The sequence below is a fragment of the Halopenitus sp. POP-27 genome, assembly GCF_029889855.1.
Lineage (GTDB): Archaea > Halobacteriota > Halobacteria > Halobacteriales > Haloferacaceae > Halopenitus > Halopenitus malekzadehii.
The window spans coordinates 1-26,877 of sequence record NZ_JARANU010000024.1 but is presented as its reverse complement, the minus strand read 5'-3'; the positions used below and the strand labels follow the sequence as shown (position 1 = coordinate 26,877).

Below are 26,877 nucleotides of genomic sequence, written 5' to 3'. Positions count from 1 at the left end.
TGAGCTTCATTAACAGCCTCGGTGTTGCTTCTCGCTCCACAAACTCTAAGTTGATCTCGTCTAAACAGCCGCTGAGGCGGTCGTTTTCTGGCATAGAACACTTTGAAAACGTACCGCCTCACTTTCAAACCTTATCTGAACACCGTCGCAGCGGGGGAAACAACACTTATGTATCTCGTACGGTGAAGTCCCACGCAGAAACCCGCCGATGGTTCGCAAGAAGAAGCTCAGTCCGAGTGGGACCAAAGACGAGGATGGGGAATACCACAACGTCCACGTGAACCTTCACGAGGACGAACTCGCAGTTGCCGGAATGGAGATCGGCGATGAAGTGTTCGTTCGCGTCCGCGACGGGAAGATAATCATCCAGAAGGCCGATTCGGACCCCGAAGACCTCGAGCACGATTTCTGAGACGGCGGGAGGGTATTCGACGGGGAAGGGCGAGACCCGCGACGTTACTGACTATTCCAACAGCTCGACGAGGAGCGCTTTCTGTGCGTGAAGCCGGTTTTCGGCCTGGTCCCACGCGAGCGCGCGCTCGGACTCGAGCACCGCGTTCGTGATCTCCTCGCCACGGTGGGCCGGCAGACAATGCATCACCGTGGCGTCGCTATCGGCGAGCAGCTCCTCGTTCACCTGGAAGCCGTCGAACGCCGCGAGCTTCCGATCCCGTTCGTCCTCCTGTCCCATCGAGATCCACACGTCGGTGTAGACGACGTCCGCGTCGGCGACCGCGGCTGCCGGGTCAGTCATCACCGTCGGGTCGGCCCCGAAGTCGGCGGCACGGTCGAAGACCGCCTCGTCCATCGCGTATTCGGCCGGGGTGGCGACCGTCACGTCGATTCCGGCCATCGCGGCACCGACGACGAACGACTGGCCGACGTTGTTCCCGTCGCCGATCCACGCGACCCGGACGTCCTCGCCGGCGTGTTCGCGGATCGTCAACAGGTCCGCGAGCGTCTGGCAGGGGTGAGCCTCGTCGGTGAGCCCGTTTATCACCGGACAGTCAGCGTACTCGGCGAGGATCTCGACGTCCTCGTGATCGAACAGCCGGGCCATCACGCCGTCGGTATACCGGCCGAGCACTCGGGCGGTGTCCCGGAGCGGCTCGCCGTGGCCGAGCTGGATGTCGTCGGGACCGAGAAACATCGCGTGGCCCCCGAGGTCGGTCAGACCGGTCTCGAAGGAGACGCGCGTTCGCGTCGATGGTTTTTCGAAGATCATCGCAAGCGTCTGGTTCGGCAGCTGTGCGTCGTCCTCGCCGGCCTTCATCGCGGACGCGCGCTCGAGTACGCGGTCGAGTTCCGCCGGCGTGAGATCGTCGATGTCGAGGAAGTCTGTGGTTTCGAGTGCCATCGGTGGAGTGGTGTCTGTGGTGGATCGAACGCGGAGAATCTCGTTATCGTCGGTCGCGACAGACCGTGGTGAGAACGTCGACGGAACGGTCGAGTTCCGCGAGTGGGACGTGTTCGTTGGGCGCGTGGTCGAGTTCCGAGTTCCCGGGACCGTAGGTAACCATCGGGCAGTCCCAGGCGGCCGCGAACAGGTTCATATCGCTGGTTCCGGTCTTCCGAAGCAGCCGAACGTCACCGCCAGTCCCGCGGATCGCGACGCGGAACGCGCGTGCAAGCGGGGTTCTGGGGCTCTCCATCACTGACGGAATCGGCTCTTTCCAGTGGACGGTTCCGGTCGTCAACTGCCCTTCGGCGATCTCGTGAACCTCGTCGACGGTGCGCGAGGGTGGAACGCGGAGTTGGACCTCGGCAGTCGCCTCGACGGCCAGGCCATCCTCGGTGAGGCCGCCGTCGAAGGAGACGGGTTTCGTCGTCACCTGCTCGAAGACCGGCGTGTCGGGGTCCTCGGGGGCGAAGGCGTCCTCGACGCCGGCCCACCAGCCGATCGCGTGTTGGATCGCGTTCGGCTCGGGGCGCGAGGAGTGGCCGGATTCGCTCGTGTTGACGTAGGTTCCGGCGAGGAATCCCCGATACCCCAAGGTGACCCCGTTCCAGCCCGAGGGCTCGCCGTTGACGACCGCCTCCGGCGTGTCGGAGCGGTCCTCGACGAGGTGGCGCGCACCCCGTGAGTCGGTCTCCTCGCCGACGACGCCGACGAAGGAGACGCCGATTCGAACCGCGGCGACCGCCATCGAGACGAGCGGACCGGTCGCGTCAACGGACCCACGACCCCACAGCGCATCGTCGGAGACCGCGTCGTCGTCGGCCTCGGTCAGGGCATCGAGGTCGTACGCGTCCTCGTCCGCCGACCTCACCTCGACCGGGATGTCGCCCGGGACGGTGTCGATGTGGGAGGTCAAGAGCACGGAATCGTCCGCAGGCGCACGGACGTTGCCGACGTCGTCGATCCATACCTCCCGGTCGTTAGCAGCGAAGAACGCGCGCAGCCGCTCGGCGGCGGCGGCCTCCTCGCCCGACGGGGAGGGGATCGAGACCATGTCGTACAGCAGCTTACGGGCCGGCGTGTCGCAGGCGTCGGGATACGGTCCCTCACCGCCGGCGACGACCTCACGATCGGGATTTCCGTCCCGATCCGAACCGCCGGACCCGGCCGCCTCGGAGCCGGCCATCACTCCGAGAGCACCTCCACGAACGCATCGACGAACCGCTCGGCCTCGGGCGTGTCGACGACCAGCGGCGGGAGCAACCGGACCACCGAACGACCGGCAGGGAGCGCGAGGACGTCCTGCTCGATCGCCAGATCCCGAAGGATCCGGTTGGCCCCGCGTTTCACCTCGATGCCGACCATCAGTCCCGATCCGCGAACGTCGCGGACCGGGAGGTCGTGGTCATCGACCGCGGTCTCGAGCCGCCGGCGGAGGTCGTTCCCGACCGTTTCGGCGTGGGCCGGCAGGTCCTCCTCGACGACCGTCTCGAGGGTGGCGTTCGCGGCGGCACAGACCACCGGACCGCCCGAGAACGTCGAGCCGTGGTCGCCGTAGTCCTCGGCGATCCAGTCGGCACACAGGGTCGCACCCATCGGGAGCCCGTTGGCGACCCCTTTCGCCGTCGTGAGGACGTCGGGTACGACGTCGGCCTGCTCGCAGGCCCACAGCGTCCCGGTCCGGCCGACGCCGGTCTGGATCTCGTCGAAGACCAGCGCGGCGCCGGCGTCCTCGGTCACCTCGCGGGCGTGCTGGAGGTACTCCACCGCGGCCGGGTGGATCCCGCCCTCACCCTGAACGGGTTCGAGGAACACCGCGGCGGTGTCCTCGTCGACCGTCTCCGCGAGCGCCTCGGCGTCGCCGTACTCGACGAACTCGATCCCCCCCGCAAGGGGCTCGTAGGGCGCCTTGTACTTCCCCTTCCAGGTCATCGCGAGCGCGCCAAGCGTGCGCCCGTGGAAGGCGCGTTTGGTGGCGACGATCTTCTCGTCGCCGGTGGCCGCGCGTGCGAACTTCATCGCGGCCTCGTTGGCCTCGGTTCCGGAGTTACACAGCCAGACGTTGTCCAGATCGCCCGGGGCAAGCGCCGCGAGCTTCTCGTAGGTCTCCGTGCGTGTCTCGACGGGGTAGGACGCCTGCACGTAGGTGAGTTCGGCGGCCTGCTCCTGGATCGCCTCGGTGACTGCGGGATGGGAGTGACCGAGCGGCGTACAGGCGTAGCTCGCGCCGAAGTCGAGGTACTCCGTCCCGTCCTCGGCGGTCAGTGTTGCACCCTCGCCCGATTCGATCGGGATCGGTTTTTCCGAGAAGACGAACCCGGACATCAGGCACCCTCCGTGGTGGCGTCGGCGTTCGCATCCTCCTCAGCGGCGTCCGCATCCTCCTCAGTCATCTCCGCGAGTGCGCTCGCGTGCACGTGCGTGCCGCCGCCGGCGAGAGCGTCGACGATCGGGTCGGCGGCGTTGGCGTCGGCGACGACGACGCGCGGGGAGCCCGTCGAGAGGGCTTCCTCCGCGGCCATCACCTTCTTGCCCATAAACCCTTCCGCGGCGGATTCGAGCGCCTCGAGATCGACGGGGGTCGAGACGGAGTCGATCAACGTCGTGGGGTCGTCGGGGTCCGCGTAGACCCCGGAGACGTCGGTCAACAGGACGAGATCCGCGCCCAGCGCGCCGGCGATGGCGGCCGCGGCGCGGTCGGCGTCCGTGTTGACGGGCGTGACGCCCCCGTCACGCTCCTGACCCGCCATCGGGGGGGAAACGACGGGGACGTAGCCGTCGGCGGTGAGTCCCTCGAGCAGCGCCGCGTTCACCGACTCGGGCTTGCCCGAGTGGTCGCCGCGCCGGATCTTCTTCTTGCCGTCCTCGATCACGCGAACCGCGGACTTACGGGGTCCAGAGAGGAGGCCGCCGTCGACGCCCGAGAGGCCGACCGCGTCGACGTCCGCCTCCTGGAGCGACGCGACCAGTTCGGTGTTGAGCTTGCCGGCCATCACCATCTCGAAGACCTCCATCGTCTCCGCGTCGGTGAACCGGCCGGTGATGCCGGAGGCCGACTCGACGTACTCGGGGTCGATCCCCAGCCGGTCGAGCGTCTCGTCGACCGCGGTCGAGCCGCCGTGAACGACGACGACCTCGCGACTTTCGGCGACCAGTCGTGCGACGTCGCCGATCGCGCCCGCGGGGTCGACGGCCTTCGCACCGCCAACCTTGACCACGACGGGCGGGTCGGTTGATTCGGCTGCGCTCACGGCGATCCCACCGGATGGAGACCCTGGAACTCGAGCCCGGCGGTCTCCTCGAGGCCGAGCGCGATGTTCGCGGCGTGGACCGCCTGTCCCGCCGATCCCTTCATCATATTGTCGATCGCCGAGAAGACGACCACGCGCTTGTTGCTCGCGTCGAGTTCGAATCCGACCTCGCCGGCGTTCGTCCCGGCGACGGCCTTCGGTTCGGGGTATCGGTAGACGCCGCCGCCGCCGGAGACGAGTCGCATGAACGGTTCGTCCTCGTAGGCACCGCGGTAGGCGCCCCACAGGTCGCCCTTCGAGACCGGTCCGTCGGGGAAGACGTGACACGTCGCCGAGGCGCCGCGAACCATATCGACCGCGTGGACGGTAAAGGAGACGTCGAGGCCGAGGTAGGCGCCGATCTCCGCCTCGTGGCGGTGGCTGATCGGCGCGTACGGACGGACGACCCCCGACCGTTCGGGGTGTGAGGAGGCCGCGCCGCCGCCGGCACCGCCCTCCGAGGAACCGACCTTGACGTCGACGACGACCTCGCCGGTCTCGGGGCCGAGGATCCCCTCGTCGACGAGGGGTTTCAGCCCGAGTATCGTCGCGGTGGCGTTACAGCCGCCGCCGGCGATGAGGTCCGCCCCAGCGAGGTTCTCGCGGTTGAGCTCGGGCAGAGCGTATTCAGCACGTTCGAGGTACTCGGGCGCGTCGTGGCCCTCGTACCACTCGTCGTACAGCTCCGCGTTCGGCAGTCGGAAGTCCGCCGAGAGGTCGACGACGGTGTCCGCCGCCTCGAAGTACGCGTCGATCTGCTCCATCGAGACGCCGTGTGGCGTCGCAGCGAACAACACGTCGACCGACTCGAGGTCGGACGGCTCGGTAAACCGGAGGTCGAGCGATCGGAGATTCGGATGTATCGACCCGACGGTCTTGTTCGCGGCCGACCGGGAGGTCGCCTGGACGACCGAGAACTCGGGATGCCCGGCGAGCAGGCGGAGCAGCTCCCCGCCCGCAAAGCCGGTTCCGCCGATGACGCCGGCGGTATAGGTGGCGTCGTTCGAGCTGGCGTCGTCGTCACTCATACCGTCGCCGTCACTCCCGTCCGCTGCTCATTTCCCTCGTCGGCCTCCGCGTCCGCGACGCGCGTCTCGAGCCAGTCGACGACCGCCGCGGGAACGTCGACGTCGACGGCGTCGTTGAGCGCCTTGAACTCGACGGTGTGGTTCACCTCGTGGACGGTGTATTCGCCGGAATCGGTGCCGCCGACCTCCATCAGATCGATGCCGAGAAGGCCGCCGCCGACCGCCTCGGAGGCGCGCTCGACGAGGTCCAGCGCCGTGTCGTCGATGTCGAACGACTCGGCGTGACCGCCCTTGGCGGCGTTCGTGAGCCAGTGGTCCGACGTCCGCGTCATCGCGGCGATGGGCTCGCCGTCGACGGCCACGACGCGGATGTCGCAGCCGGGTTTGTCGACGAACTCCTGGACGTAGAACACCTTGTGCTCGTAATGGCCCAGCGTCGCCTTGTGCTCCAGAATCGCCTCCGCGGCGTTCCGGGAGTCGATCTTCGCCATCAGCCGGCCCCACGAGCCGACGACGGGTTTGAGGACGCAGGGATAGCCGAACTCCTCGATCGACTCGAGAGCCGCGTCCGTGGTGAACGCGACCTCGGTCTCGGGCGTGGGGATGTCCGCATCCGCAAGCGCAAGCGAGTTCTTCGCCTTGTCGGCACAGACGTCAGCGGTCTCCGGCGCGTTGATCACGGGAACGCCGTAGCTCGCGAAGAACTGCGTTGCGTACAGCGATCGGCTCGTCGCGAGGCACCGATCCACGACGATGTCGAGGTTCTCGATGTCGGCCGTCGTGGAGTCGAGTCCGAACCGCTCCTTGCGAACGTCGATCTTCGTGACCTCGTGGTCGCGCTCACGCAGCTCCGAAAGGAGGAGCTTCTCGTCTTTTCGGATACGGGAGTAGAGGATGCCGACCTGCATCTCACTCCCCCCAGTCCTCTTCGAGCTCCGGGGCTCGATCGAGGACCGGCGGGGAAACGTCGATGACCTCCAGCTCGGCGCCACAGGTGCCACAGTCGATTATCTCTCCCACTTCCAGGTCGTCGTACAGGTCCACGTCGGCCCCGCACTCGACACATTCTGCTTGCGTCATTGTCGTACCCGTACGTCATCGTCGACCATACATAAATCCATCGGACCTATCAGATAAAAAACAACATATGGAGCCACGGCTATTGGAAGAAGAACGTGTCAAGACGGCTGTTCGAAATCGTGTGTCAGATTTCGTAATAATATTGTCCCCTCACGGGGACCGCGGCGATCGCGGCGGCCGCGGCGGAGACGGCTGCCGCGTTCGCCGCACGACGGATGCGGGAACCGAACGTCGATCAGACATACGTAGCCACCTCCGTCTCGAGCCGGTCGGCAGCACGGTCAAGCGCGGCGTGGCGGTCCGCAACGCGATCGCGGTCCGTCGCGATCCGTGCGTCGACGTCCGCGATCGCGTTGCGGACCGCTTCCGGTGCGGGACCGCCGGCGGAGTCACGGCTCGCGACGCTGACGTCGGGATCGAGCGCGCGCTCCACGTCGTCGCGGCTCACATACGTGAACAGCGACTCCTCGAGCACGTCCTCGGCGGCCGCGTCAAGTTTTGCGGCCGCGGCTGCCGCGTCGGTCGCGCCATCGATCGACGACGCGGCGTGCGCAACGATCTCGTGGGCCGACCGGAACGGGAGCCCCGCCATAGCCAGCAGGTCCGCGATCCCGGTCGCCGTCGAGAAGCCATCGCCGGCGGCGGCCGCGAGGGCGGACTCGTTCCACGTTGCGGTGGCGACGGCGCCGCCGGCGACATCGGTCGCGTCGCGAACCACGCCGGCGATCTCGAAGACGCCGGGGTGAACGCGCTGGAGATCACGGTTATACGCTCTGGGAATCCCCTTTAGCGCGGTAGCCACCCCGGTCAGCTCGCCGACCGCGTCACCGACAGTGCCCCGCGTCAACTCGAGCGTGTCGGGGTTCTTCTTCTGGGGCATGATCGACGAGGTCGAGGCGTAGTCGTCGTCGAGTTCGAGGAAGCCCTTGTTGGCGAAGACGATCAGGTCCTCGGCCAGCCCCGACAGCGCCACCGACAGGGAGGCGAACGACGCCGCGGCCTCGAGCAGGAAGTCCCGCGCGGAGACCGCGTCCATCGCGTTCCGGACGACTCCGTCGAACCCCAACAGCTCGGCCGTCCGATCGCGGTCGATGTCGAAGGGCGTGCCCGCGAAGGCCGCGGCGCCAAGCGGCGACCGGTTCGTCCGGTCGTAGGCGTCGAGCAGCCGGTCCGTCTCGCGAGCCACCGCCGCCTCGTACGACAGGAGATGGTGGGCAACGGTCGTGGGCTGGGCCGGTTGGAGATGCGTATAGCCGGACATCGTCGTCTCGACGTGATCGGCCGCGGACTCCGCGAGAGCCTCCCGGAACGCGACCGTCGCCTCGGCAACCGCCAGCAGGTCCTCCCGGAGCCGGTACCGGATGCAGGTCGCGACCTCGTCGTTGCGCGAACGTGCGGTGTGCATCCGGCCGCCGTCGGGGCCGATCCGGTCGATGACTGCCGTCTCGATCGCCTCGTGAACGTCCTCACCCTCCGCGAGGGCGTCGTGATCCGCATCCTCGACGTCGTCGAGCGCCGAGAGGATCTCCCCGGCCGTCTCGGGCTCGATGATCCCCTGCTCGGCGAGCATTACCACGTGCGCGCGATCGACGGCGAGGTCGGCCGCGAAGATCGCCTCGTCGGCCGCGAGGCTCGAGAGGAACCCACGGGCGGGGCCGCCGCTGAAGCGGTCGCGGCGAACGGCCGTTTCGGCGGGGGTTCCGTCGGACATCGGTCTACTCGTCGGTGTCGGTGGTGACGCCGTCGGTTCCTTCCGCGTCGTCCGCCCCGGCACCGTCAGCGGCGAGTTCGCGGTCGGAGACGTCCTCGGAGACCGCGTTCGCGAGGCGCTCCTGGAGGCCGTGGTACTTGGCGACGCCGGTGGCGTCCTCCTGGGCGATTCCGGCGACGTCGGCGGTGTTGAACGAGGCCATCTCCTCGGAGTAGACCGCGTACTCGCTGTCGCGGGCGACGACGCGGCAGTTGCCACCGGACACCTTCACCGTGGCGCTGCCGGTGACGACGTCCTGCGTCTCGGCGATGAACGCGTCGAGGGCGTCCATCAGTGGCGCGAAGACGAGCCCCTGGTAGGCCTTCTCGGACCATTCCTGTTCGATACCCGTCTTGAACGAGCGCTCGCCCTTCGTCAACACGAGGTCCTCGAGCGCCGAGTGGGCGGTGAGGAGCACGGTCGCGGCGGGGTGCTCGTAGTTCTCGCGCACCTTCAGGCCGAGCATCCGGTCCTCCATCACGTCGGTGCGGCCGACGCCGTAGCCGCCCGCGTACTCGTTGAGGTGTTGAATGAGCTCGACGGGGCCCATCTCCTCGCCGTCGACGGCGACGGGAACGCCCTCCTCGAAGGTCACCTCGATGGTCGTCTCGCCCTCGGGCTCGGCGGTCCACTCGTAGATGTCCTCCGGCGGGACGTAATCGGGGTTCTCGAGCTCGCCGCCCTCGACCGCGCGCGACCAGATGTTCGTGTCGATCGACCAGACGCCGCCGTCGCCGGCCTCGACGGGCAGGTCCTTCTCGGCGGCGTAGTCGATCTCCCACTCGCGGGTGAGTCCCAGCTCACGCACGGGCGCGATCACTTCCAGATCCGAGCCGCGCCAGACGGCCTCGAACCGCAGCTGGTCGTTGCCCTTGCCGGTACATCCGTGCGCGACGGCGTCACAGTCCTCCTCGAGGGCGACCTCGAGGATCGCCTCGGCGATGACGGGGCGCGCGAGCGCGGTCCCCAGAGGGTAGCCCTGGTAGGTCGCGTTGGCGCGGACCGCGTCGAAACAGAGGTCCGCGAACTCCGCTTTGGCGTCGACGACGTGGAGATCGAGCCCGAGCGCCTCGGCGGTCTCCTCGGCCTCCTCGAACTCCGATTCGGGTTGACCGACGTCGACGGTGACGCCGATGACCTCGTCGTATCCGTATTCCTCCTCGAGCAGCGGTACACAGACCGTGGTGTCGAGTCCCCCGCTAAACGCGAGTGCCACACGTGTCATTACCGTGTGCTGGGCCCCTTAGACCCTTAAATTCAGCGGTTTTAGATTAGAAATAAAATCTGATGGCGAACGCTAACCGACCGAAAACTGGACGTTGTGGACGAAAGGACCGTGCGTGACGACGATGGGTGGTAGGTAATATCGGCCTCAAAGGGCCGGCCGTCGTCGCGGTCGCGGGGCTCGCCGCTCTCGGAAGAGTCGAGCGTCACGGCGGGCATCCGCGCTCATTGAGCGTAGGTACGAGGGGTATCCTACAAAAACCTTTCTGGATTCGTATCACGCTGCGAGGCGAATCACGAGTCGGTTTCGGGTCACTCTCCCGAGAGCACGACCGGCGCGTGGCGATCGTACTGGCGCTGCCGAACGCCGTCGACGTCGACGGATTCGACCTCGAGAGTCGGCCAGCGGCCGGTCTTCGTGATGATCTCGGTGCGGTCGCCGGCGACGAGGTGGGTGTCCTCGCTGCGCGCGCCCGCGACGGTCGGGTTCCAGGCGTATCCCATCGGCGCGGTCACCGGATCGGTGGCTTCGGGACGCGCGATCCACTCGCGGACGTCGAATCCCGCCGCACCGCCCTGGTGGTGCGCGCGCCACTCGTCAGGGTGACCGACCGCGTCGTAGGCGTCCCGGATCGCCGTGAACACGTCGCCGGCGTCCGTGATCCGGTTCGAGTCGCCGGCCGTGACAGCCGATCCGTCGACCGCAGCCTCCGAATCGTCGACTGCAGCCTCCGATCTCCCGACCGCGACCTCCGTAGCGGCGATCGCCGTCGCCTCGATCCGGGCGGCCGCACGGTGGCGGTCCCGGAGCCACGCCGGAGGGTCGAAGACGACCGTCCGCGTGAGCGACGCGTGGAGACCCCCACGTTCGGCGGTGACGGAGACGATCGCGTACTCGCCCAGTTCCGCGTCACCCGGTGTGGGACTTCGGAAGCGCGAGGCACGGTCGTCCCCGCCGACGAGCAGGACCGGCGTGGAGACGTCGCGCGCGGCCAGGGCGATCTCGATGGCGGCGGCGACCTCGTACTCGGGGTCGGTCGGTTCGAGCTGTCGGCAGACCGTCTCGACCGCGGCGGCGGCCTCGCGACCGAGCTCCCGGTATCGGTCGACGTCGTCGTCGGTGAGAGGCTGCCGGAGCCGTGAGGCGTCGACGTCCTCGAACCCCGTAGCGTCGACGTCGAGCGCGGCAGGCATCGGCGACCGGTCCGCGATGGCAGCCGGGAGCGAGCCCTCGTGCCAGGGGACCGACTCGACCGGGACGTCGTCGGGGACCTCCTCCTCGCGGATCCGATCCGCCGCGTCGGCGGACGCGATCACACGGAATTCGCCGTCGTACCCCGCCGCCGCGGCCCCGACGGGAGCCCCGCGATCGACGACGTTTGAGCCGCCGAGGAGCCAGGCGAAGCCGTTCGGCCGCACGAACCAGACGGCGTCGAGGTCGTGAGCGGCCAGGTAGTCGTCGAGACGGGCGGTGCGGGCGGAGCGATCGACCATACGTGGCGATACCCGTCGAACCACTTGAACCGGACGAGTATGAACGCACGCCGGATCGACGCCGATCCGGACGAACCGATCGACCACCGAGGCCGGTGCGTGGGGCGGTCCGCCACCGCCGCCGTCCCCGATTCGAAAGGTTCAATTACGTGCCCGGGGTATCGGAAAACGCGCCGGACGAGCCACGGACGGGTTGGTGGTCTAGTCTGGTTATGACACCTCCTTGACATGGAGGAGGCCGGCGATTCAAATTCGCCCCAACCCATCGCCTTTTAGCCGAAAACCGCAATACTGCGGGCGTTCTTTATTCGACGGAGTGGATCCCGTGGGTCGTGTGTCGCTCGTCATAGTGTGCCGGACGGCGACGGTGCCAAACGACGGCGGTGTCAAACGGTGACGACACCAGACCGCGCGTGACTGAACGCGACCCGGCGATTCGTCCGGACGGGGTTCCGGCGCTCGAGGCCAGCCGAGAGGACCGCTCCGGATCGCTCACAAACACTCAAATCCCCAACGCACCTAACCGACACGTGAAACAGTCGCTCCTCGTCTACGACGGTAGCAACGCGCTGTTCCGCGCGGCTGTGACGGCGGCGACCCATCGGTCGGCCGGGGTTGTGGCCGTCCGCTGGGACTCCGATCCGATACAGGCGTTCCTCGAAGCGCAGTTTGACGGCCGTCCCTTCGCGTTCATGCTGATCGAAGGCGACTCCGTCCACGTCGGGGAGGAGACCGTCGGGCGGGTGCTCAGCCGACTGGGTCTCGCTGACCCGCTCGTTGACGGGCTGAAACGGTCCTACGGGGCGTGGGGCGCCTCCGTCGGCCGGGTGATCCACGGACGGACGGTGGCGGACCTCAACGGGACGTTCCCGCTGTCGGCGGAGGCCGCAACCCACCTCACGGAGCTCCGCCAAGTCCGGGAAATATCCGTCGAGGAGGCTTCCGCCGAGGAGTCCTGATCAGCCCTCCGCAAGCGCCCGTCGGACGGCTATCTCGACCGGCGTTCGCTCGATGGGAACGACCGACTGCAGATCCCGCTGGGGGTCGACCGTCACGGGGTTCCGCATACTCTCCACCAGCGGCTGGGCGATGGCGTACTGCACATCCGTCGTCAGTCGGAGCCAGTGCGAAGAGAGTCCCGGAGACATCACCGGCACCGGCACGATCAGGAGACGCCTTCCCTTCTCCTCGGCAGTCAACGTCAGCAGGGACTCGTATGACCACACCGTCGGCCCGCCGATGTCATAGATCCTGCCCCGGGTCTCGTCGACGTCGAGGACGCCGACCAGGTAGGCGACGGCATCGTCGATGCCGATCGGCTGACACGGCGTCCGGACCCACTTCGGGACCGCCATCACGGGGAGCCGATCGGTGAGGTCGTCGATGATTCGGAAGCTCGCGCTGCCGGCCCCGATGATGATCGCCGCCCGAAGGACGGTCAGATCGAACCGTCCGGCTTCAAGCACCGACTCGACCTCCCGGCGAGAGGCAAGATGTGGCGAGAGGTTCCGCTCGTCGCCGCTGATGCCGCTCAGATATATCACCCTGTCAACGCCGGCTGCCGACGCCAGATTTCGGAATCGGCGGGCGTAGGTCCGGTCCAGTTCCGCGAAATTCTCGGCGGTCAGCGAGTGAATCAGATAGTAGGCTGCGTCGACGCCCTCACAGAGCCCCTCCAGTGATACCGGATCGCCGAGGTCGCCTTCGAACACCTCGACGTCATCCGGGAATTTCGACTTGCTCGCGCTTCGGGAGAAGGCGACGACGTCGTGGCCGGCCGAGCACAGTGATTCGATGAGTCGGCCGCCCACGAACCCGGTCGCTCCGACGACAAGGACACGCATTGATGCGTATACGAGCCACTGCACAATGGGTGTTCGGTTGACCAACCCGACCCGGGGGGCGGAGAACCGTGTCCTCGAAGCCCCCGATGAATGACAGGGATCGGCATCCTCTCCGCGGGACATATTTATACCTATTAATTACTATATTAATATGGGAGAGGTATGTATGCACACACCATACAAAGCAGGGACGGAGGAGTACGACCGGAGCACACCGAGCGTCGCGGACGCGCCGACACGCGGTGACTCGCTGTCGACGTACCTCTGTTGTCTGCTCGGCGGCGCCACGGCGGTGATCGCCATCCTCCTCGCGCTGCCGGTGCTGCTGGATCTGGCTCAACCGTTCGGTGGATTGTCGACGACGGTGGTCGCGTTCACGCTGGCGTTCGCCTGGCTCGTCGCCTGGGCGGCCATCGAGTTCACCTGGGAGCACCTCACGAAGACGGATACGCGATCGGCTGCGGAGTGACGGGTCCCCGATCGGGGCGCGGTCGCCCCGACGATCGCCGATATCCGACACCCTCACACGATCGTCAACGCGATCATCACGAGGTTCCACCCCACGACGATCACGCCGACCGCGGCCAGCCCGAGCGGCGCGCCGACGTCGTACGGCCGGGGCACGGCCACGTAGAGTCCGGCCCCGATCGCGAGAGCCGCGGCCTTCAACGGAAGCATCATCCAGAACCCGTGTGCGGAAAGCAGCGGTGCCGCCACCGGCCCCGCCTCGACGATCGACCCGTACCGCACCCCGACGCCGGTCGTGAGGAGGTCACCGACGACGAACAGGCTCACCGCCGCGATCCACACCGTGGACCGGCGGGCACCGAAATACGCCGTCAGCCGATCGAGGCCCGCGAGCAGCCGCCCGGATCGTGTGGTGTCGTCGGTCATTCGGTCACCGATCGGTGTTACCGTCGGGACGTGGCTGTATCAACCTTGCCTACAGCGAGAGCACAACGGAGACTCACCACGGATCGAAGCTCCGCGATCCCCCGTTCGTTTCGCTCACGGGAACGCGGTTACGGCCACCTGAAGGCTGTCGCTCGTCGGTGTAGAATGCGGGAAGTGGGCCGGCGCGAATTCGAATACAGACGAGACGTTCCGGGTCGCTCCCTCCGGTCGCTTCCCGGGCGTGCGACTCGTCGTCTCCCGCTCGCTTCGCTCGCGGGAACGCGGTTACGGCCACCCGAAAGCCGTCGCTCACCGAGACGAAATGCGGGAGAAGTGGGCCGGCGCGAATTCGAATCGCGGTTACGGCCACCCGAAGGCCGAAGGATACCAAGCTACCCCACCGGCCCGCATTCGGAGTAACGTCAGTCGTTCCTTTAACGCTTCCGAACCGCCACAGACCGTGGCGGAGTCCCGCATATTCGCCGAGGGACGGCGGACTTGCAACGTCGAGTCGTCGGGAGCTCGACGGGCTCAGATCTCGAAGTATCGATCGTGATGGGCGCGACAGCCGGGATTGAACGCGGCGCCACAGGACGGGCAGGCGTCGTCGGCCGCGAGATACGCGGTCGGCGACAGCGTCTCGCCGCAGGCGCCACACAGCACCGCCGGTTCGTCGAACCGGTCGCGGGGCCACGGGACCGCGTCGTGGTCAGTCGTCTCCTCGTGACACCGGACACACGGGAAGTACGTGTCACAGCACGCGAACCGGAATGCGACGACGTCGACCTGGCTCCGGTAGTGTGTACACCGCGTTTCGGGGTCGACGTCGACGCCGCGAACGGGAACGTCGAACTCACCGGTGCGGAGGTCGACGCGACCGTCGGGAACGTCGCCGGCGTCGACATCGGAATCGTCGACGTGGGAATCGTCGGCCTCAGGATCAGTATGAGGCATACCCGTCCGTGTCGAGCCAGTTGTGCGCGACCGTGATCGCGTGGTCGGCGTGCAGCGTCTCCGGGCCCAGCCGGACCCGACCGTCCGCGTGGTCGTCGAGCACCGTTCGCTCGGCGTCGGTGAAATCGCGGTGGTCCGACAGGACGAAGACGGGATCGTCCGGCGGTGATTCGTCGGCAAGCGGCGTACCGTCCTCGTGCAGCTGAACGATCGAGCCCTCGCGGGCGAGTCGATCGAGGGTCGCCTCGACCCCCATTCGGTAGATCTCCACGCCCGGCGAGACATCCGCGGGCTGGTGGCCGATGGCCGCCTCGCGGTCCCCGAGAGCGTCCCGGATCCGGGCGGCGACGTTGCGTTCGTCGGGATGGAGGTGTCGCAGCCGGTCCGCGTCGAACCGGACCGTGTAGGCGTCGTCGACGACGAGATGGACCCGAACTGATTCCCGGATCCCGTGAGAGAGGAACACCGCCGCGCCCACGCACCGACACAGCAGGTCGAGCCGGCCGGTTCCGGGAAGGTCGTCGAGCGAGACGTCCGCGGCCGGATCGAGCTCGTGAGCGACGACGACGAACTGGCGCATCGGGATCACCGATGTTGGTTCAGCCGACGCTTGAGGCGCTTGGCCGACTCGCCGGCCGCGCGGAAGTACGCCGCCTCCTCGTCGGGGCGGCCCGCACTGCCGGCGCCGACGCCTCCACCGGTACCGCCGGCGTCCTCCCCGGCGAAGATGATCCCGCGCGAGGAGTTGACGAGGCCGACGTCGACGTCGTGACCGGGCCTGGCGGCGAGTCCGTGTTCGACCGCCGCCTCGGCGTCGCCGCCCTGCGCGCCGACGCCGGGAACCAGGAACGGCAGGTCGGGGACCGACTCGCGGAGGGTCTCGAGCTCCGCCGGAGCGGTTGCACCGACGACGAGCCCCACGTTGCCGTGGTCGTTCCACAGGTCCGCCAGGGCGGCGATCCGCTCGTAGACGGGCTCGCCGGAGGCGAGTTCGAGGTCCTGGAGGTCGCTCCCGCCGGGGTTCGACGTCCGACAGAGCACGAAGACGCCCGCGTCCGCGTGGTCGAGGAACGGCTGCAGGGAGTCGCGGCCCATGTACGGATTGACCGTGATCGCGTCCACACCCAGCCCGTCCGTGTCATCGAGCGCGCTCGCGTACCGGCGCGTGGTGTTCCCGATGTCGGCACGCTTGGCGTCGAGCAGGACGGGGACGTCCTTCCCGTGCGCGTACGCAATGGTCTCGCGCAGCGCGCGCCAGCCATCCGGATCCTCGTAGAAGGCGGCGTTCGGCTTGTAACAGGCCGCGTGTTCGTGGGTCGCATCGATGATCCGCCGGTTGAACGCCCAGCGCGGAAGGTCGGCGTCGGTCAGGAACGCCGGAATCCGGTTCGGATCCGGGTCGAGACCGACGGAGACGACGCTGTCGACGGCGGCGATGCGATCGGCCAGCCGGTCGAAGAAGGCGGCCGAACCGGCGGTGGTCGTGTCCGCGTTCGAATCAGTGGTCATTGACTCCGGATCCGGGGCCCCGGCGAGTAAGCGTTTCCGTCCGGCGTCGAGAGGATGAATCGGAACCGAAACCGAACGACCACGCGACTGTGCGGCCGCGCGACTACTCCACGCCGCCGACGCCGCTGTCGGCGGCGGGCGTCTCGTTGCGGACGACCTCCATCCCGAGCGCCTCGATCGCGTCCTCCATGTGTTCGTCGTCGACGTACTCCGCCCCGGCCTCGACGCGGGCCTGTTGGGCGCGCGCGAGCACCTCGCCGCGACGGCCGTCGGGGATCTCGTACTTGTCGACCGCGAGCTCGATCGTGAGGCCGTTGTGGTCGCGGGTGTACAGCGAGTGGAACGCGCCGCGGTCGAACTCGTTGTAGCCGTAGCCGGCGTCGTCGAGCGCGGTCTTGATCTCCTCGAGGCGATCGGCCTCGATCGTGAACGCGAGGTGGTGGACCTGCCCCAGGCCGGTTCGCTGCGGATTCGGATTCGAGGGGCGGTCGTCGGTGACGAAGAAGGTGAGGATCCGGCCGTCGCCGGTGTCGAAGAAGAGGTGGGTCACCTCCGGCTGGTCGAGGTTGGGCTGGCGTAGGACGAGCGGCATCCCGAGCAGGTCGCGGTAATACTCGATCGTGTCCGCGACGTTGCTGCCGATGACGGTGATGTGGTCGGTGCCGACCGTGTGAAACGGGCTGTCGGGTCGCTCCGCGGTGACGTCGGGCTCCATATCCCGGGTAGGGTCCCGAGGCCCTTGCGTCTACCGGCGAGGGCCGTTGGGACCCTCGCATCGACGGGGGAACCGCTGGCCGCCGCTGTCGGCACCACTATGGGCCGGTCGCCCGAACGTCCCGGTATGAAGGTCGTCTTCGATCGCGACACCTGCATCGGGATGTATCAGTGCGTTGAGGAGTGGAACCGGTTCGAGGAGAACATGGACGACGGGAAGGCCGACCTGGTCGGGGGCGACGCCGTAGCCGACGACGACGAACGGGCGGGCGAGATGGGCGCGGCCCAAGAGGCGATCGAAAGCGGAGAGGTGCTCGAGGTGACGGTCCCCGAGGGGGAGGAGTTCGATGCGGAGATGTCGGCACGCGTCTGTCCGGTGGACGCGATCGCGGTGTACGACGACGACGGCGAGCGGATCGTCTGAAGCTCAGAGCCGCTCGGCGACGTCCTCGGCGAAGTAGGTGATGATCAGGTCGGCACCGGCGCGTTTGATCGACTGCAGCGACTCGAGCGCGACCGCCTCGAGGTCGAGCCACCCTTTCTCGGCGGCGGCGTGTAGCATCGCGTACTCGCCGGAGACGTTGTAGGCGGCGATCGGCCGGTCGAACTCGCGCCGGAGGTCGCCAACGACGTCGAGGTACGGGAGCGCCGGCTTGACCATCAGCACGTCGGCACCCTCCTCGGCGTCGAGGGTTGCCTCACGGAGCGCTTCCCGACGGTTCGCGGGATCCATCTGGTAGTGGCGACGGTCGCCGAAGGCGGGAGCGCCGTCGGCGGCGTCGCGGAAGGGGCCGTAGAAGGCCGACTCGTACTTCGCGGCGTAGCTCATGATCGGAACGTCCTCGAAGCCGGCGTCGTCGAGCGCCTCCCGGATCGCAGCGACCATCCCGTCGGTCATCGAGGAGGGAGCGACCATATCCGCCCCGGCCTCCGCCTGTGCGACCGCGGTTCGCGCGAGCAGGTCGAGCGTCTCGTCGTTGCGAACGGTGAGCGTCGGATCGTCGGCAGCGCCGGTCTCGAGCACGCCGCAGTGGCCGTGGTCGGTGTACTCACACAGACAGACGTCGCCGATGACGTAGGCGTCCGTCTCGGCCGTGATCTCCCGAATCGCCCGCTGGGTCACGCCGTCCTCGGCGTAGGCGCGGCTCCCGGTGGCGTCCTTCGACTCGGGAATGCCGAAGAGAATGACCGCCTCGACGCCGGTCTCGCAGATCTCCGACACGCGATCGGCCGCCTCGTCGACCGGCACGCGCTCGTGGCCGGGCATCGAGTCGATCGGCACGCGCTCCGTGGCGGTGGCGTCGACGAACACTGGGGCGATCAGATCGGCAGCGGACAGCGACGTCTCCCGAACGAGCGACCGGACGCCGTCGGTCCGGAGCCGGCGGGGACGATCCGTCAGTTCCATACGTCGGATTGGCCGTCGGAGGCCTTGTAGGGTTCGTTCGACGCCGACGGCAGGAGGACGAGCGCAGCGTGACACTAACGGAAAGCGAAACCGCGGCGGGTGGCGAAACGAACTACTCCGGCCCTTCGACGTCGACGCGCTCCTTGAGCGCCTCGAGCTCGTCGGAGTCGGCCAGTTCCTGCACGCGCTCGCGGAAGTGGTCCTCACAGAGGCCGACGGTGACACCGTCGGACTCCGCCTCGAAGGCCGCCTCGCGGTCGCAGTAGTGGCAGTACATACCCGATGGTTCGGGACGGACGGGGTTAAGCGTAGTCTTCCGTGCGGGCGTTTCCCACGGTCTGGGAGCGGTCGGGCGGGTAGCGGACGGTTCGATCTGGGCAGGCAGCGAACGGTTCGATCTGGACAGGTAGCGAACGGTTCGATCTGGACAGGTAGCGAACGGTTCGCTCCGGACGCGCAGCGGACGGTCACTCGGCAGCGGGGAGCGCCCGCCGGATCGGCTCGAAGGCCGCGGCGGTGAGCCCGGTCGTTCCGAGGGTCCGATCGTGGGCATCGCTCCCGCCGGTTCGGAGAAGGGTCGCGTCGTCAGCGAGACGGTCGATCCGGTCGTAATCGGGGTCGACGTCGGACCCGTAGGGGTACCATCGTTCGACGGCGTCGAGATCCCGAGCGATCTCGAGGGCCGCATCGGGATCGCGATAGCGGAACGGATGGGCGAGTCCGACGATCGCACAGGCGTCCCGAAGCAGCTCGATCCCGCGGTCGATCGGGGTGATATCGCGGGGCACGTAGCAGGGACACCCGGAACCGATCAACTCGGCGAAGGCGTCGTCGTAGTCGTGGGGCGCCGACGAGTCCGCGATCGCCCGTGCGATGTGGGGGCGGCCGATCCCGGGATGCGGTTCGATGTCCAGCGTGGTGCCGGTTCGGTTCTCGACGCGCTCGATGATGCGTCGTCCCCGATCCATCCGGTCAGCCTGTAGGCGGTCCGCCTCGGCGACGAGCGCGTCGGTGCGTTCGACCGCGTAACCCAGGAGGTCGTACCGCCCTGCAGGCGCCTCGACCCGCAGCTCGATCCCGCGAACGATCCGAACGCCGTCGCGCTCGGTGACCGGCGCCGAGAGCTCGGGATGAATCCGATCGTGGTCCGTGATCGCCACCCACTCGAGGCCGGTATCGTCGGCGACGTCGGGGATCGCCGCCGGCGTGAGGCTCCCGTCGGAGGCCGTCGTATGCACGTGGAGGTCGGCGACGAGTCGCTCGTCGGTGTCGCCGGATCGGGAGCCGTCACCCGACCGGTCACCGCGTGGTGGAACCATACCGATCCGTGCACGCGCCGGCGGGATGAATCACGGGGGATCGTCGGTGAGTGGGTGAGTGGGTGAGTGGGAGAGGATCGTCGGCGCCGTCGTGTGGTTAATTGACATTAAACAGATCCCGATCGATTTATGATCCGAATGGACAATCATTAAGAACCTGCGACTGGTACGGGGTAGTGATGCGATTGAACGGCATCGACGAACGTCTCGAACGGCACCAGTATCCGGCGACCACACAGGACATCATCACGGCGCACGGGAACGCGCACGTGGAGCTTGCGGACGGGTCCGAGCGCCTCGAGGACGTCCTCTCGCGGCTCGGCGAGGAGACCTTCGAGCGTCCCGAGGACGTCTACAACGCGATCCGAACCGGAGTGTGCCACCGAGGCGTCGGTCGACGCTTCTACTCCGACCGTGACCCCGACGCGCTCGGGGAGAACGGCCCGGAGCAGATCTCCTTTTAAACGACGAAACGACGCGGACGACGTTTTCACGCACTGGGCGGCGACGGCAACTGCCCAGTGACGGCAACCGTCGATGACGGCAACCGCCGATGACGGCAACTACCCAGTGACGGCAACCGCCGATGACGGCAACTACCCAGTGACGTCGACCCCACGAGAACGAGCTCTCAGGACGAGAGATCGATGACGTCACCGACGTCGACGGGAACCGATCCGAGCCGGTACCCCTCGATCCCGCGGCCGGGGCGGGCGCGATAGACGACCGCTGGACGGTGATCGACCGCGGGACGCTCCGCGAGCACCGATCGCCAGTCGTCGTCGGGGAACGACGAGCAGTCGACGAACAGCGTCGCGCCGCCGCCGTGGGCTTCGAGCTGACCGGCCGTCTTCGTCTCCACGGTGTCGCGGACGGCGGCGATCGGGGTCCCCGCGACCCGGCCGGCGACCGGCTGGGGGCGAGTGACCTCCACGAGAAACGCCTCGCCGGTGTCGGGGTCCGCGGCGCGGTAATCGAGCGAGTGGCCGGTGGTCACCTCGATCTCGGGTGTGATCTCGTAACCGGCGCGGACCAGGACGTCGGCGGCGACGTACTCGGCGATCGCCGCCCGCATTCGGACGAGATCGACGTGCGGGGAGGTTCCGAGCTTGCCGGCCATCACCGACCGATACGGATCGAGGGTGCCGCGCCGGAGGATCTCCTCGAGGAACGACAGCGCCGTCTCGCGATCGGTGTCGGGAAATCCGGCGGCGTGATCACGGAAGAACGCTCGGGTCGAGTCGGCGCCGTCCTTCGAACAGAGGACCGGCAGGAAGAACCACGCGATGTGCGGGTACGCATCCAACCACGGCTCCTCGTCCGTGAGCCCCGCGAGCAGCTCCCGCTCGGTCCACCTCCGGACCGGATAGGGAACCTCGTCGAAGCCGTACTTGTCGGTCTTCCAGAGCGCGCTCGGCGTCTCGGTGTTGCCGATCCAGTAGCCGGTCGGTCCCGAGGATGCGCCCTCGGGCGGATCGGCGTCGTCGTCGGTCCAGCAGAACAGGGCGATCGACCCGTCGTCCATCTCGAAGCGCCGCGCCTCGTAGCCGGCCGGCGGGGCGAACCAAGGGGTACGAGCGGTCGCACCGAGGTTCTCGTCCAGCGGGCGTTTGATCTCGCCTCGAACGGCCCCCTCGCTCCAGGACCGGGGGGCGCGACGAAAGCGAAGCGGTCGTGCCACGGTCGGGGTAGGTCGCAGTGACGCTAATGGGTTCCGATATGACGGACGCCGCCGAGGCGTCGAGGATGCCGTCGAGACGGGGGAGGCGCCGCCGGGATGCGAATCCGAGGGTGTCGACGGGGTGAATGACCGTTACATATATGTATAGATGATTCCAAGGAGATGTGTAGCATGTCAATGGGTGCCTATGACGAGGACGAGCACGAACGTCGCGAGCAGAAGACTGGCGTCGTCGACGCCGGCTTCGACGACGAGCGGAACGACTACCGGGGGTCGATCACCTACGAGTCCGGCGAGTCCACCGAGGACCTCCTCAACCAGTTCAAGGAACTCAACGACGAGTGACGATCTGGGGCATCACGCGGCCCAGTGCTCTTCTGCGGAGACCACACCACACCACAACCAGACGGAGCGACGAGCAGCAGCTGTTCGGCGTGACGAGCGGTGACTGGGGCGGACGATGAACGTGGGAGGCGATGAATGGGGGAGACAGTGAGTGTGACGGACAGCGATCGTGGCCGGCGGCGAGTGACCGACGTCGCCGGCCACAGGTGACCGGACCCGTTGGGTCAGGTGTCGTCGTCGCCCGGCGCCGAGTCGGCGGATGAACCGGCAGCGTCGTCCGTCGTCTCCGTTCCGGGATCGACGTCGCCCGGATCGAGGGCGTCCGCCTCCGGCAGCCGAAGCACGTTCTCCCGGCCGAGCCTGAAGCTCTCGAGGGATCCCTCCTCGCGAAGCCCCGAGACGACTTGGCTCGTCCGGGCGTCGGACCACCCGAGCGCGCTCACGAGGTCCTGTTGTTTCATCCGGCCGCCGTTCTCACGAAGCCGTTTGAGAACGCGTTCCTCGTTGCTCAACAGTTCCTCGGACGGATCGTCGGCGGTAGCGCCGTCCGCGTCGTCGACGTCGTCTGCGTCGTCGATGTCGGTCGAGCCGGACGCGCCCTCGGCTGCGGACGTGGTACCACTTTCAGTCGCGGCCACGTCGGCGGCATCATCGTCGGTCGTGTCATCGTGAGTTTCGCTGGCGACGTCGTCGTGAGTATCGTCGGCGGTGTCGTCACCGGAACGTCCGGCCGGGAGGAGTCCGGCGAGGCGATCACGACGGCGGTAAACGATGCCCGCGAGAAGGACGAGGAGGAGCACGAGGGCGGCGCCGACGGCAAGACCGCCGATCCCCACGGACGACGAGGGAACCATCACGACTCGAGGCTCGTCGGCGGCGAACTCGATGGGACCGATCCACGTGGCCGAGGTGGCATCCGCCTGGTCGGGCGTCGGTCGGGTGACGTCGGCCTCGTAGCCGTCGGGCCACGCGATCGTGAGACGGTGGCCGGAATCCAGGAACAGACCCGCGATCGCGTCCCCGACGACGATCCGGTCCTCGGAGACGGATGCGAATCCGTTCCACTCGAAGGAGTACCGGAGGACGCCGTAGGATTCCGGCAGCTCACGGCGGTCCGTCTCGACCGTGACGTCGCCGATCGACATCGACCGGCCGGTCGCGTTCTCGGCCGCAGCGGCCGTCGCCGCCATCCGCGTTTCGAACCGGTCGGTGTAGGCGGACTCGTTCGCCGCGATGTCCGCACTGAGGTTCTCGAAAGCGGCCTCGCGATCGTCGGTGTCCAGCCGGACACGGTACTCAAGCTCCCAGCTCGCGGTTCCGGACTCGGCGACGTCGATCCGGATCGCCACCCGATCGGCGTCGACCGCCTGCGCGGCGACCGAACCGGATCCACCGCCGGAGGTGGCGGACGAGGCCGAGGAGGGCGACGTCGTCGCGTCCGAAACCGAACCGTTCGCGACGTCCGGGGCGTCGCCGAGATCGGCGAAACCCGGAGCACCGAGGAACGTGACACCGAGAACGCCGCCGATGATGGCAACCGCGATCGCGACCGAGACGAGCCGGGTCCACGCGGTCCGCGAGCGAGTCATACGGATCGATTGTGTCCCCCCGGCGTATATCGGTTTCTCACGTCGGCGAGACGTGTGTTTTCGCTAACCATTCATACGCCGTCGACGATCGGGACGGCGATCTTTTTGTCGATCGGCGTCCGAACGTCGGGTATGACGGAGGCACGCGAGGATCCGGCACGCTGCGACCGGGAACGAAGAGTACGTCGCGGTCGGGGGCGGGAAGCACCTCGACGGCGAGAGCGGGGGTCGATCGACGTCGAGGACCTCCTGAAGGTGATCCTCGGGCTGGTGATCGTCTGGCTCGCGCTCGAAATACTCGGGCAACTGGTGAACCTCACGTTCGCGGTGGTGCGGGCGCTTCCGACGATCATCGGGATCGTGATCGTCGTCGTGATCGTCCTGTGGCTGACCGACAACCTGTAACCGACACGGAACCACGTGTCCACTCGACGTCGAATGTTCAGCCTCAACGTTCCGCTTCCGCCCGCTGTCGACCGGCTTGCCAACGACCGCCATCCGGACCTGGTCGCGTTCGATCGGATCCGGGAGCGACACACGCTCGTCTGCAAGCGGTTGGGCAGCGACGACGTCCGGGGCGGAGGTGGCGGTCGTGGCGGTGGACGCGATCCCGGTCGGAGTCGGGACCGCGCCGTCACGCGGCTTCGTGAACGACTGCGGCCGGTGCTGACGGGAACCGACCCGCTAGATCTGTCGATCACGGGGATCGGGTACTTCGAGGAGCCCGTTCGAGGGCCCGGTCCCGTCGTGTATCTGCGCGTCGAGAGCGACGATCTCGATCGAGTACATCGACGACTGTGTGGTGCCTTCGATCCGGTCACCGGGATCGAGGGCGAAGAATACGTGCCACACGTTACGCTCGCGCGTGGGGGATCGATCGAACGGGCGCAGGCGATTGCTGATTCGGAGATGGATCCGATCGAGTGGCGTGCGCGGTCGCTGACGATCTACGACGCGGAGTTCCGAGAGCCGGCCGGGACGGTCTCGCTCGAGTGATGGCCGGCGACGTGTGCGATCACTCGTCGTCGGGGCCCCAATCGCCGGGCATCTCGATGACGTAACGGCCGTCCTCCTGGAGAGAGATGATGTACTCCTGGCGATCGTACAGCTCCATCAGGTTGAGTTCGTACTGGCCCGGGCTGACGATCCGGATGCTCTCGAACTGGTCGTTGAGTTCCTCACGAAGCGCATCCAGTCCCGAATCGGACTCCGCGGTGTCGACGTCACCGTCGGGGTCAGTGGCGTCGTCGGGTTCGGTGGCGTCGTCGGGGCGTGTCCCGGCCGCCTCCCGCGTTTCGTCGCCGTCTTGGGGCGAGGAAGTCCCGGATCCGGACGATTCTGAGACGGCGAGTTCATCGGGGCTCACGATCTCCGATCGCGCGCTCGCCTGCGCGTCGTCCTCGGCGGCATCGTCGGGGACCTCGTCGTCGGGGGTCATCGTGACCTCCGCATCACGATCCGGAGCAGTCCCGGCGGCAGCGGAATCGTCGGCGGATGGAGACGATGAACCGGCGTCGGCGGATGGAGACGATGAATCGGTGGAAGCCGACGCCGGTCCGTCGGTCCCGGAGTCAGGGTCGATGGTGACGTTCTCGTCGGTGGTCGGGGACCCCGATCGGTCGGTGCCCGATCCGCCGGCGTCGTCGACCGATCCCGGTTTGAATTGGAACTTGTTCCCGCCGCAGTCGGGACATCCGGAAAGCATCTCCTTGGATCCGTCGGGGAAGACGTGGCCACACGACGTACACTGATGGGGCATCTACTTGCGGGAGACGAGCGCGCTGATGAGCGTCTCGTCCTTGTGGAGGGTCTGCAGCTGGTTGGCTGGACCGATGACGGTTAGTTTATGTGCAGATTCACGGCCCATCAACCGGTCGAGAAGGGTTTGATCGCCCGCGTCCGATTTCGGGTACGTCTCGATCTCTATCCCGGTGAAGTCGTCGGGGCTGATCTCGGTCATCGTCACCTCGATGAGCTTCGATTCCTCGTCGGGGGCAAGCCCCTCCTCGAGGATGACGATGTTGCCGTCGCGGACGCCGTCGAGGATGAGCCGGATCTTCTCCATGCTCGTGAGTCCCTCCATCCGGGCGCCGCTTATCAGGTCGATCCGGACGCCGTCATCATCGCCGTTGTCGTCGTCGCTGCCGTCGATCCCGTCACCGCCGTCGACGTTTGGCGTTGCTTCGGGCATTATCCGAAGTACTCCGCGATCTTGTCGTAGACTTCATCCATGTTGTCGCCCTCGAGCGCCGAGAGGGGGATCGTCTCGTGTTGCGGGAAGGCGTTGGCGACGCGTTGGATGTTCGATTCGGGGAGGTCAGTCTTGTTCGCGAGGATGAGGACGGGCAGATCCTGGGACTCGATGATGCCGATGAGCATCGTATTCACCTGTGTGAACGGGTCGGTCGTCGAGTCGAGCACGTAAATGACGCCGTCGACGTCCTCACGGAGCCAGTGCATCGCCTCGGCAACCCCCTCGGTCGCCTCGCGGGAGCGACGGACGGCGTCGTCCTTCTCCATATCGTGGTCGAGGAACTCCTTGTAGTCGACCTTGGTCGTGACGCCCGGAGTGTCGACGATGTCGATCGTGACCGTCCGCCCGTTGCGCTCGATCTCGACGCCCTCCTTGCGGCGAGCCCGGCGCGTTTCGTGTGGAACGTGGCTTTCGGGACCGACGGCGTCGCCGGTCCAGTCGCGGGCGATACGGTTCGCAAGCGTTGTCTTTCCGGCGTTCGGCGGACCGTAGATGCCGATCCGCTTCGGCTCCTCGTCCGCGAACAGCCGGTCAGAGACTTTCGAGATGCTGTCTTTAAGGTTCGTGAGCAGTCCCATCCTGTCCTCCGTCCCTGCGGCGGCGCGGGGATATACAGCACGTTCCACGCCGCTTTCACTTAAGAACTGCGTCAGACACGGGTCCGGGTGGACACGGGTCCCTCAGCCGTCTTTCATATCCGTCACCAACCACCATATTATCTGTCACCAATAATCATACCATCTGTTGCCAACCACCATTTCATCTGTTACCAATCACCTCTTGTTTTGGTATCAATCACCATTCAACGTTCATAGTCTCCGATCGACGCAACCCCCCCACCCCTTCGTTTCGGGTGGAACTCGACATTGGTGGGGTGGGGGTGACCCCCCGTATATTATAACGGTGGTTTTATATATAAAAAGCTTAAACAGTACCCGTATTGCAGTAGAAGACATAATTCAGAGATATATTAATATAAAATAAAATTAGAGAAACCTATTTTATTAATCCAACCGATCGATCGGTTCCGGACAGCCCCCGTCACCCTAACTATCCCCTTAGCCATGATCTTCTAAACATCTCCGCCACCACGCGACAGGC

32 protein-coding genes, 2 tRNA genes and 1 pseudogene are annotated in these 26,877 nt (G+C 66.9%); 9 read left to right on the top strand and 26 right to left on the bottom strand.

The features are described from left to right. A pseudogene (locus OQF70_RS12780) lies at positions 1-94 on the bottom strand (IS6 family transposase); the annotation flags it as partial. 114 nt (positions 95-208) lie between these two features. Here OQF70_RS12780 and OQF70_RS12775 point away from each other — a divergent pair. Beyond that, a complete protein-coding gene (locus OQF70_RS12775; RefSeq protein WP_092816843.1) occupies positions 209-412 on the top strand; it encodes a hypothetical protein in 204 nt (67 codons plus the stop codon). 51 nt (positions 413-463) lie between these two features. Here the strand turns inward: OQF70_RS12775 and argF are convergent, their stop codons facing one another. The 10 genes from argF to OQF70_RS12725 form a co-directional block, all read right to left on the bottom strand. After that, entirely contained in the window at positions 464-1,357 is an 894-nt protein-coding gene (gene argF, locus OQF70_RS12770; RefSeq protein ID WP_280538036.1) for an ornithine carbamoyltransferase, read from the bottom strand. A gap of 43 nt (positions 1,358-1,400) precedes the next feature. Further along, positions 1,401-2,585, bottom strand: coding sequence for a [LysW]-lysine hydrolase (locus OQF70_RS12765; RefSeq protein WP_280538035.1), 1,185 nt, complete (start codon positions 2,583-2,585; stop codon positions 1,401-1,403). Further along, positions 2,585-3,724, bottom strand: a complete 1,140-nt coding sequence (locus tag OQF70_RS12760) for an aminotransferase class III-fold pyridoxal phosphate-dependent enzyme (protein ID WP_280538034.1) — start codon at positions 3,722-3,724, stop codon at positions 2,585-2,587. The genes OQF70_RS12765 and OQF70_RS12760 overlap by 1 nt, the downstream gene beginning before the upstream one ends. Then, positions 3,724-4,650, bottom strand: a complete 927-nt coding sequence (locus tag OQF70_RS12755; protein WP_280538033.1) for an acetylglutamate/acetylaminoadipate kinase — start codon at positions 4,648-4,650, stop codon at positions 3,724-3,726. Before OQF70_RS12755 ends, OQF70_RS12760 begins: the two co-directional genes overlap by 1 nt. Beyond that, complete coding sequence (argC, locus tag OQF70_RS12750) at positions 4,647-5,717, bottom strand: N-acetyl-gamma-glutamyl-phosphate reductase (RefSeq protein WP_280538031.1); 1,071 nt, start codon at positions 5,715-5,717, stop codon at positions 4,647-4,649. The genes OQF70_RS12755 and argC overlap by 4 nt, the downstream gene beginning before the upstream one ends. Further along, positions 5,714-6,625, bottom strand: coding sequence for a lysine biosynthesis protein LysX (gene lysX / locus OQF70_RS12745; protein WP_280538028.1), 912 nt, complete (start codon positions 6,623-6,625; stop codon positions 5,714-5,716). Before lysX ends, argC begins: the two co-directional genes overlap by 4 nt. A 1-nt stretch (position 6,626) precedes the next feature. Then, the gene (gene lysW / locus OQF70_RS12740; RefSeq protein WP_021074634.1) at positions 6,627-6,797 is read right to left on the bottom strand and encodes a lysine biosynthesis protein LysW; all 171 of its coding nucleotides are present in this window, start codon (positions 6,795-6,797) and stop codon (positions 6,627-6,629) included. Positions 6,798-7,032: 235 nt separating this feature from the next. Beyond that, positions 7,033-8,508, bottom strand: a complete 1,476-nt coding sequence (argH, locus tag OQF70_RS12735; protein ID WP_280538024.1) for an argininosuccinate lyase — start codon at positions 8,506-8,508, stop codon at positions 7,033-7,035. A gap of 4 nt (positions 8,509-8,512) precedes the next feature. Continuing rightward, positions 8,513-9,772: an argininosuccinate synthase gene (locus OQF70_RS12730; protein WP_280538022.1), complete on the bottom strand. Its 1,260-nt coding sequence runs from the start codon at positions 9,770-9,772 to the stop codon at positions 8,513-8,515. A 311-nt stretch (positions 9,773-10,083) separates the two neighbouring features. Further along, complete coding sequence (locus tag OQF70_RS12725) at positions 10,084-11,265, bottom strand: M24 family metallopeptidase (protein WP_280538020.1); 1,182 nt, start codon at positions 11,263-11,265, stop codon at positions 10,084-10,086. Positions 11,266-11,455: 190 nt separating this feature from the next. Here OQF70_RS12725 and OQF70_RS12720 point away from each other — a divergent pair. Next, positions 11,456-11,530, top strand: a tRNA-Val gene (locus tag OQF70_RS12720). A 265-nt stretch (positions 11,531-11,795) separates the two neighbouring features. Then, positions 11,796-12,224: a hypothetical protein gene (locus tag OQF70_RS12715; RefSeq protein WP_280538017.1), complete on the top strand. Its 429-nt coding sequence runs from the start codon at positions 11,796-11,798 to the stop codon at positions 12,222-12,224. Here OQF70_RS12715 and OQF70_RS12710 read toward each other — a convergent pair whose 3' ends face one another. Next, positions 12,225-13,109 carry an NAD(P)H-binding protein gene (locus OQF70_RS12710; protein WP_280538015.1) on the bottom strand — a complete coding sequence of 295 codons (885 nt, stop codon included), beginning with the start codon at positions 13,107-13,109 and terminating at the stop codon, positions 12,225-12,227. A gap of 166 nt (positions 13,110-13,275) precedes the next feature. Here OQF70_RS12710 and OQF70_RS12705 point away from each other — a divergent pair, with 166 nt between their 5' ends. Next, positions 13,276-13,578 carry a hypothetical protein gene (locus tag OQF70_RS12705; protein WP_280538013.1) on the top strand — a complete coding sequence of 101 codons (303 nt, stop codon included), beginning with the start codon at positions 13,276-13,278 and terminating at the stop codon, positions 13,576-13,578. Between the two features lie 53 nt (positions 13,579-13,631). On the opposite strand, the gene OQF70_RS12700 is transcribed toward OQF70_RS12705, so the two are convergent. From OQF70_RS12700 to OQF70_RS12675, 6 genes are all read right to left on the bottom strand, one after another. Then, a complete protein-coding gene (locus OQF70_RS12700) occupies positions 13,632-14,003 on the bottom strand; it encodes a hypothetical protein (RefSeq protein ID WP_280538012.1) in 372 nt (123 codons plus the stop codon). A 334-nt stretch (positions 14,004-14,337) separates the two neighbouring features. Continuing rightward, positions 14,338-14,410 (bottom strand) — tRNA-Pro (locus OQF70_RS12695). Positions 14,411-14,534: 124 nt separating this feature from the next. Then, positions 14,535-14,957, bottom strand: a complete 423-nt coding sequence (locus OQF70_RS12690; RefSeq protein WP_280538010.1) for a CHY zinc finger protein — start codon at positions 14,955-14,957, stop codon at positions 14,535-14,537. Further along, entirely contained in the window at positions 14,944-15,537 is a 594-nt protein-coding gene (gene trmY, locus OQF70_RS12685; protein WP_280538008.1) for a tRNA (pseudouridine(54)-N(1))-methyltransferase TrmY, read from the bottom strand. The genes OQF70_RS12690 and trmY overlap by 14 nt, the downstream gene beginning before the upstream one ends. Before the next feature lie 5 nt (positions 15,538-15,542). Next, complete coding sequence (gene pyrF / locus OQF70_RS12680) at positions 15,543-16,466, bottom strand: orotidine-5'-phosphate decarboxylase (protein WP_280538006.1); 924 nt, start codon at positions 16,464-16,466, stop codon at positions 15,543-15,545. 103 nt (positions 16,467-16,569) lie between these two features. Continuing rightward, a complete protein-coding gene (locus OQF70_RS12675) occupies positions 16,570-17,181 on the bottom strand; it encodes a VOC family protein (protein ID WP_280538004.1) in 612 nt (203 codons plus the stop codon). 126 nt (positions 17,182-17,307) lie between these two features. Between OQF70_RS12675 and OQF70_RS12670 the strand changes: the two genes are divergently transcribed. After that, positions 17,308-17,604 (top strand): ferredoxin, encoded by a 297-nt coding sequence (locus tag OQF70_RS12670; protein WP_280538002.1) that lies wholly within the window; start codon positions 17,308-17,310, stop codon positions 17,602-17,604. Positions 17,605-17,607: 3 nt separating this feature from the next. On the opposite strand, the gene hemB is transcribed toward OQF70_RS12670, so the two are convergent. The 3 genes from hemB to OQF70_RS12655 form a co-directional block, all read right to left on the bottom strand. Next, a complete protein-coding gene (gene hemB, locus OQF70_RS12665; RefSeq protein WP_280538000.1) occupies positions 17,608-18,588 on the bottom strand; it encodes a porphobilinogen synthase in 981 nt (326 codons plus the stop codon). A gap of 112 nt (positions 18,589-18,700) precedes the next feature. Continuing rightward, positions 18,701-18,865: a DUF6757 family protein gene (locus tag OQF70_RS12660; RefSeq protein WP_177167466.1), complete on the bottom strand. Its 165-nt coding sequence runs from the start codon at positions 18,863-18,865 to the stop codon at positions 18,701-18,703. A gap of 190 nt (positions 18,866-19,055) precedes the next feature. Then, complete coding sequence (locus OQF70_RS12655) at positions 19,056-19,907, bottom strand: PHP domain-containing protein (protein WP_280537998.1); 852 nt, start codon at positions 19,905-19,907, stop codon at positions 19,056-19,058. A gap of 179 nt (positions 19,908-20,086) precedes the next feature. Here OQF70_RS12655 and OQF70_RS12650 point away from each other — a divergent pair, with 179 nt between their 5' ends. Continuing rightward, positions 20,087-20,371: a DUF2795 domain-containing protein gene (locus tag OQF70_RS12650; RefSeq protein ID WP_280537997.1), complete on the top strand. Its 285-nt coding sequence runs from the start codon at positions 20,087-20,089 to the stop codon at positions 20,369-20,371. A gap of 167 nt (positions 20,372-20,538) precedes the next feature. On the opposite strand, the gene OQF70_RS12645 is transcribed toward OQF70_RS12650, so the two are convergent. Next, entirely contained in the window at positions 20,539-21,588 is a 1,050-nt protein-coding gene (locus OQF70_RS12645) for a DUF5784 family protein (RefSeq protein WP_280537996.1), read from the bottom strand. Positions 21,589-21,759: 171 nt separating this feature from the next. Between OQF70_RS12645 and OQF70_RS12640 the strand changes: the two genes are divergently transcribed. Beyond that, positions 21,760-21,933, top strand: a complete 174-nt coding sequence (locus OQF70_RS12640) for a DUF5786 family protein (RefSeq protein ID WP_280538038.1) — start codon at positions 21,760-21,762, stop codon at positions 21,931-21,933. A gap of 224 nt (positions 21,934-22,157) precedes the next feature. On the opposite strand, the gene OQF70_RS12635 is transcribed toward OQF70_RS12640, so the two are convergent. Beyond that, the gene (locus tag OQF70_RS12635) at positions 22,158-23,522 is read right to left on the bottom strand and encodes a hypothetical protein (RefSeq protein ID WP_280537995.1); all 1,365 of its coding nucleotides are present in this window, start codon (positions 23,520-23,522) and stop codon (positions 22,158-22,160) included. Positions 23,523-23,654: 132 nt separating this feature from the next. On the opposite strand from OQF70_RS12635, the gene OQF70_RS12630 reads away from it, so the two are divergent. Beyond that, positions 23,655-23,927, top strand: coding sequence for a hypothetical protein (locus OQF70_RS12630; protein ID WP_280538039.1), 273 nt, complete (start codon positions 23,655-23,657; stop codon positions 23,925-23,927). Positions 23,928-23,960: 33 nt separating this feature from the next. Continuing rightward, positions 23,961-24,518 carry a 2'-5' RNA ligase family protein gene (locus tag OQF70_RS12625; protein ID WP_280537994.1) on the top strand — a complete coding sequence of 186 codons (558 nt, stop codon included), beginning with the start codon at positions 23,961-23,963 and terminating at the stop codon, positions 24,516-24,518. A 19-nt stretch (positions 24,519-24,537) separates the two neighbouring features. Here the strand turns inward: OQF70_RS12625 and OQF70_RS12620 are convergent, their stop codons facing one another. From OQF70_RS12620 to OQF70_RS12610, 3 genes are read right to left on the bottom strand one after another with little or no spacing between them, the layout of a single operon-like run. Next, positions 24,538-25,281: a Zn-ribbon containing protein gene (locus OQF70_RS12620; protein ID WP_280537993.1), complete on the bottom strand. Its 744-nt coding sequence runs from the start codon at positions 25,279-25,281 to the stop codon at positions 24,538-24,540. Then, positions 25,282-25,713: a DUF2073 domain-containing protein gene (locus OQF70_RS12615; protein WP_280537992.1), complete on the bottom strand. Its 432-nt coding sequence runs from the start codon at positions 25,711-25,713 to the stop codon at positions 25,282-25,284. Next, on the bottom strand, positions 25,713-26,354 hold the full coding sequence (locus tag OQF70_RS12610; RefSeq protein ID WP_021074659.1) for an Era-like GTP-binding protein: 642 nt from the start codon (positions 26,352-26,354) through the stop codon (positions 25,713-25,715). Before OQF70_RS12610 ends, OQF70_RS12615 begins: the two co-directional genes overlap by 1 nt. Between the last annotated feature and the right edge of the window lie 523 nt (positions 26,355-26,877).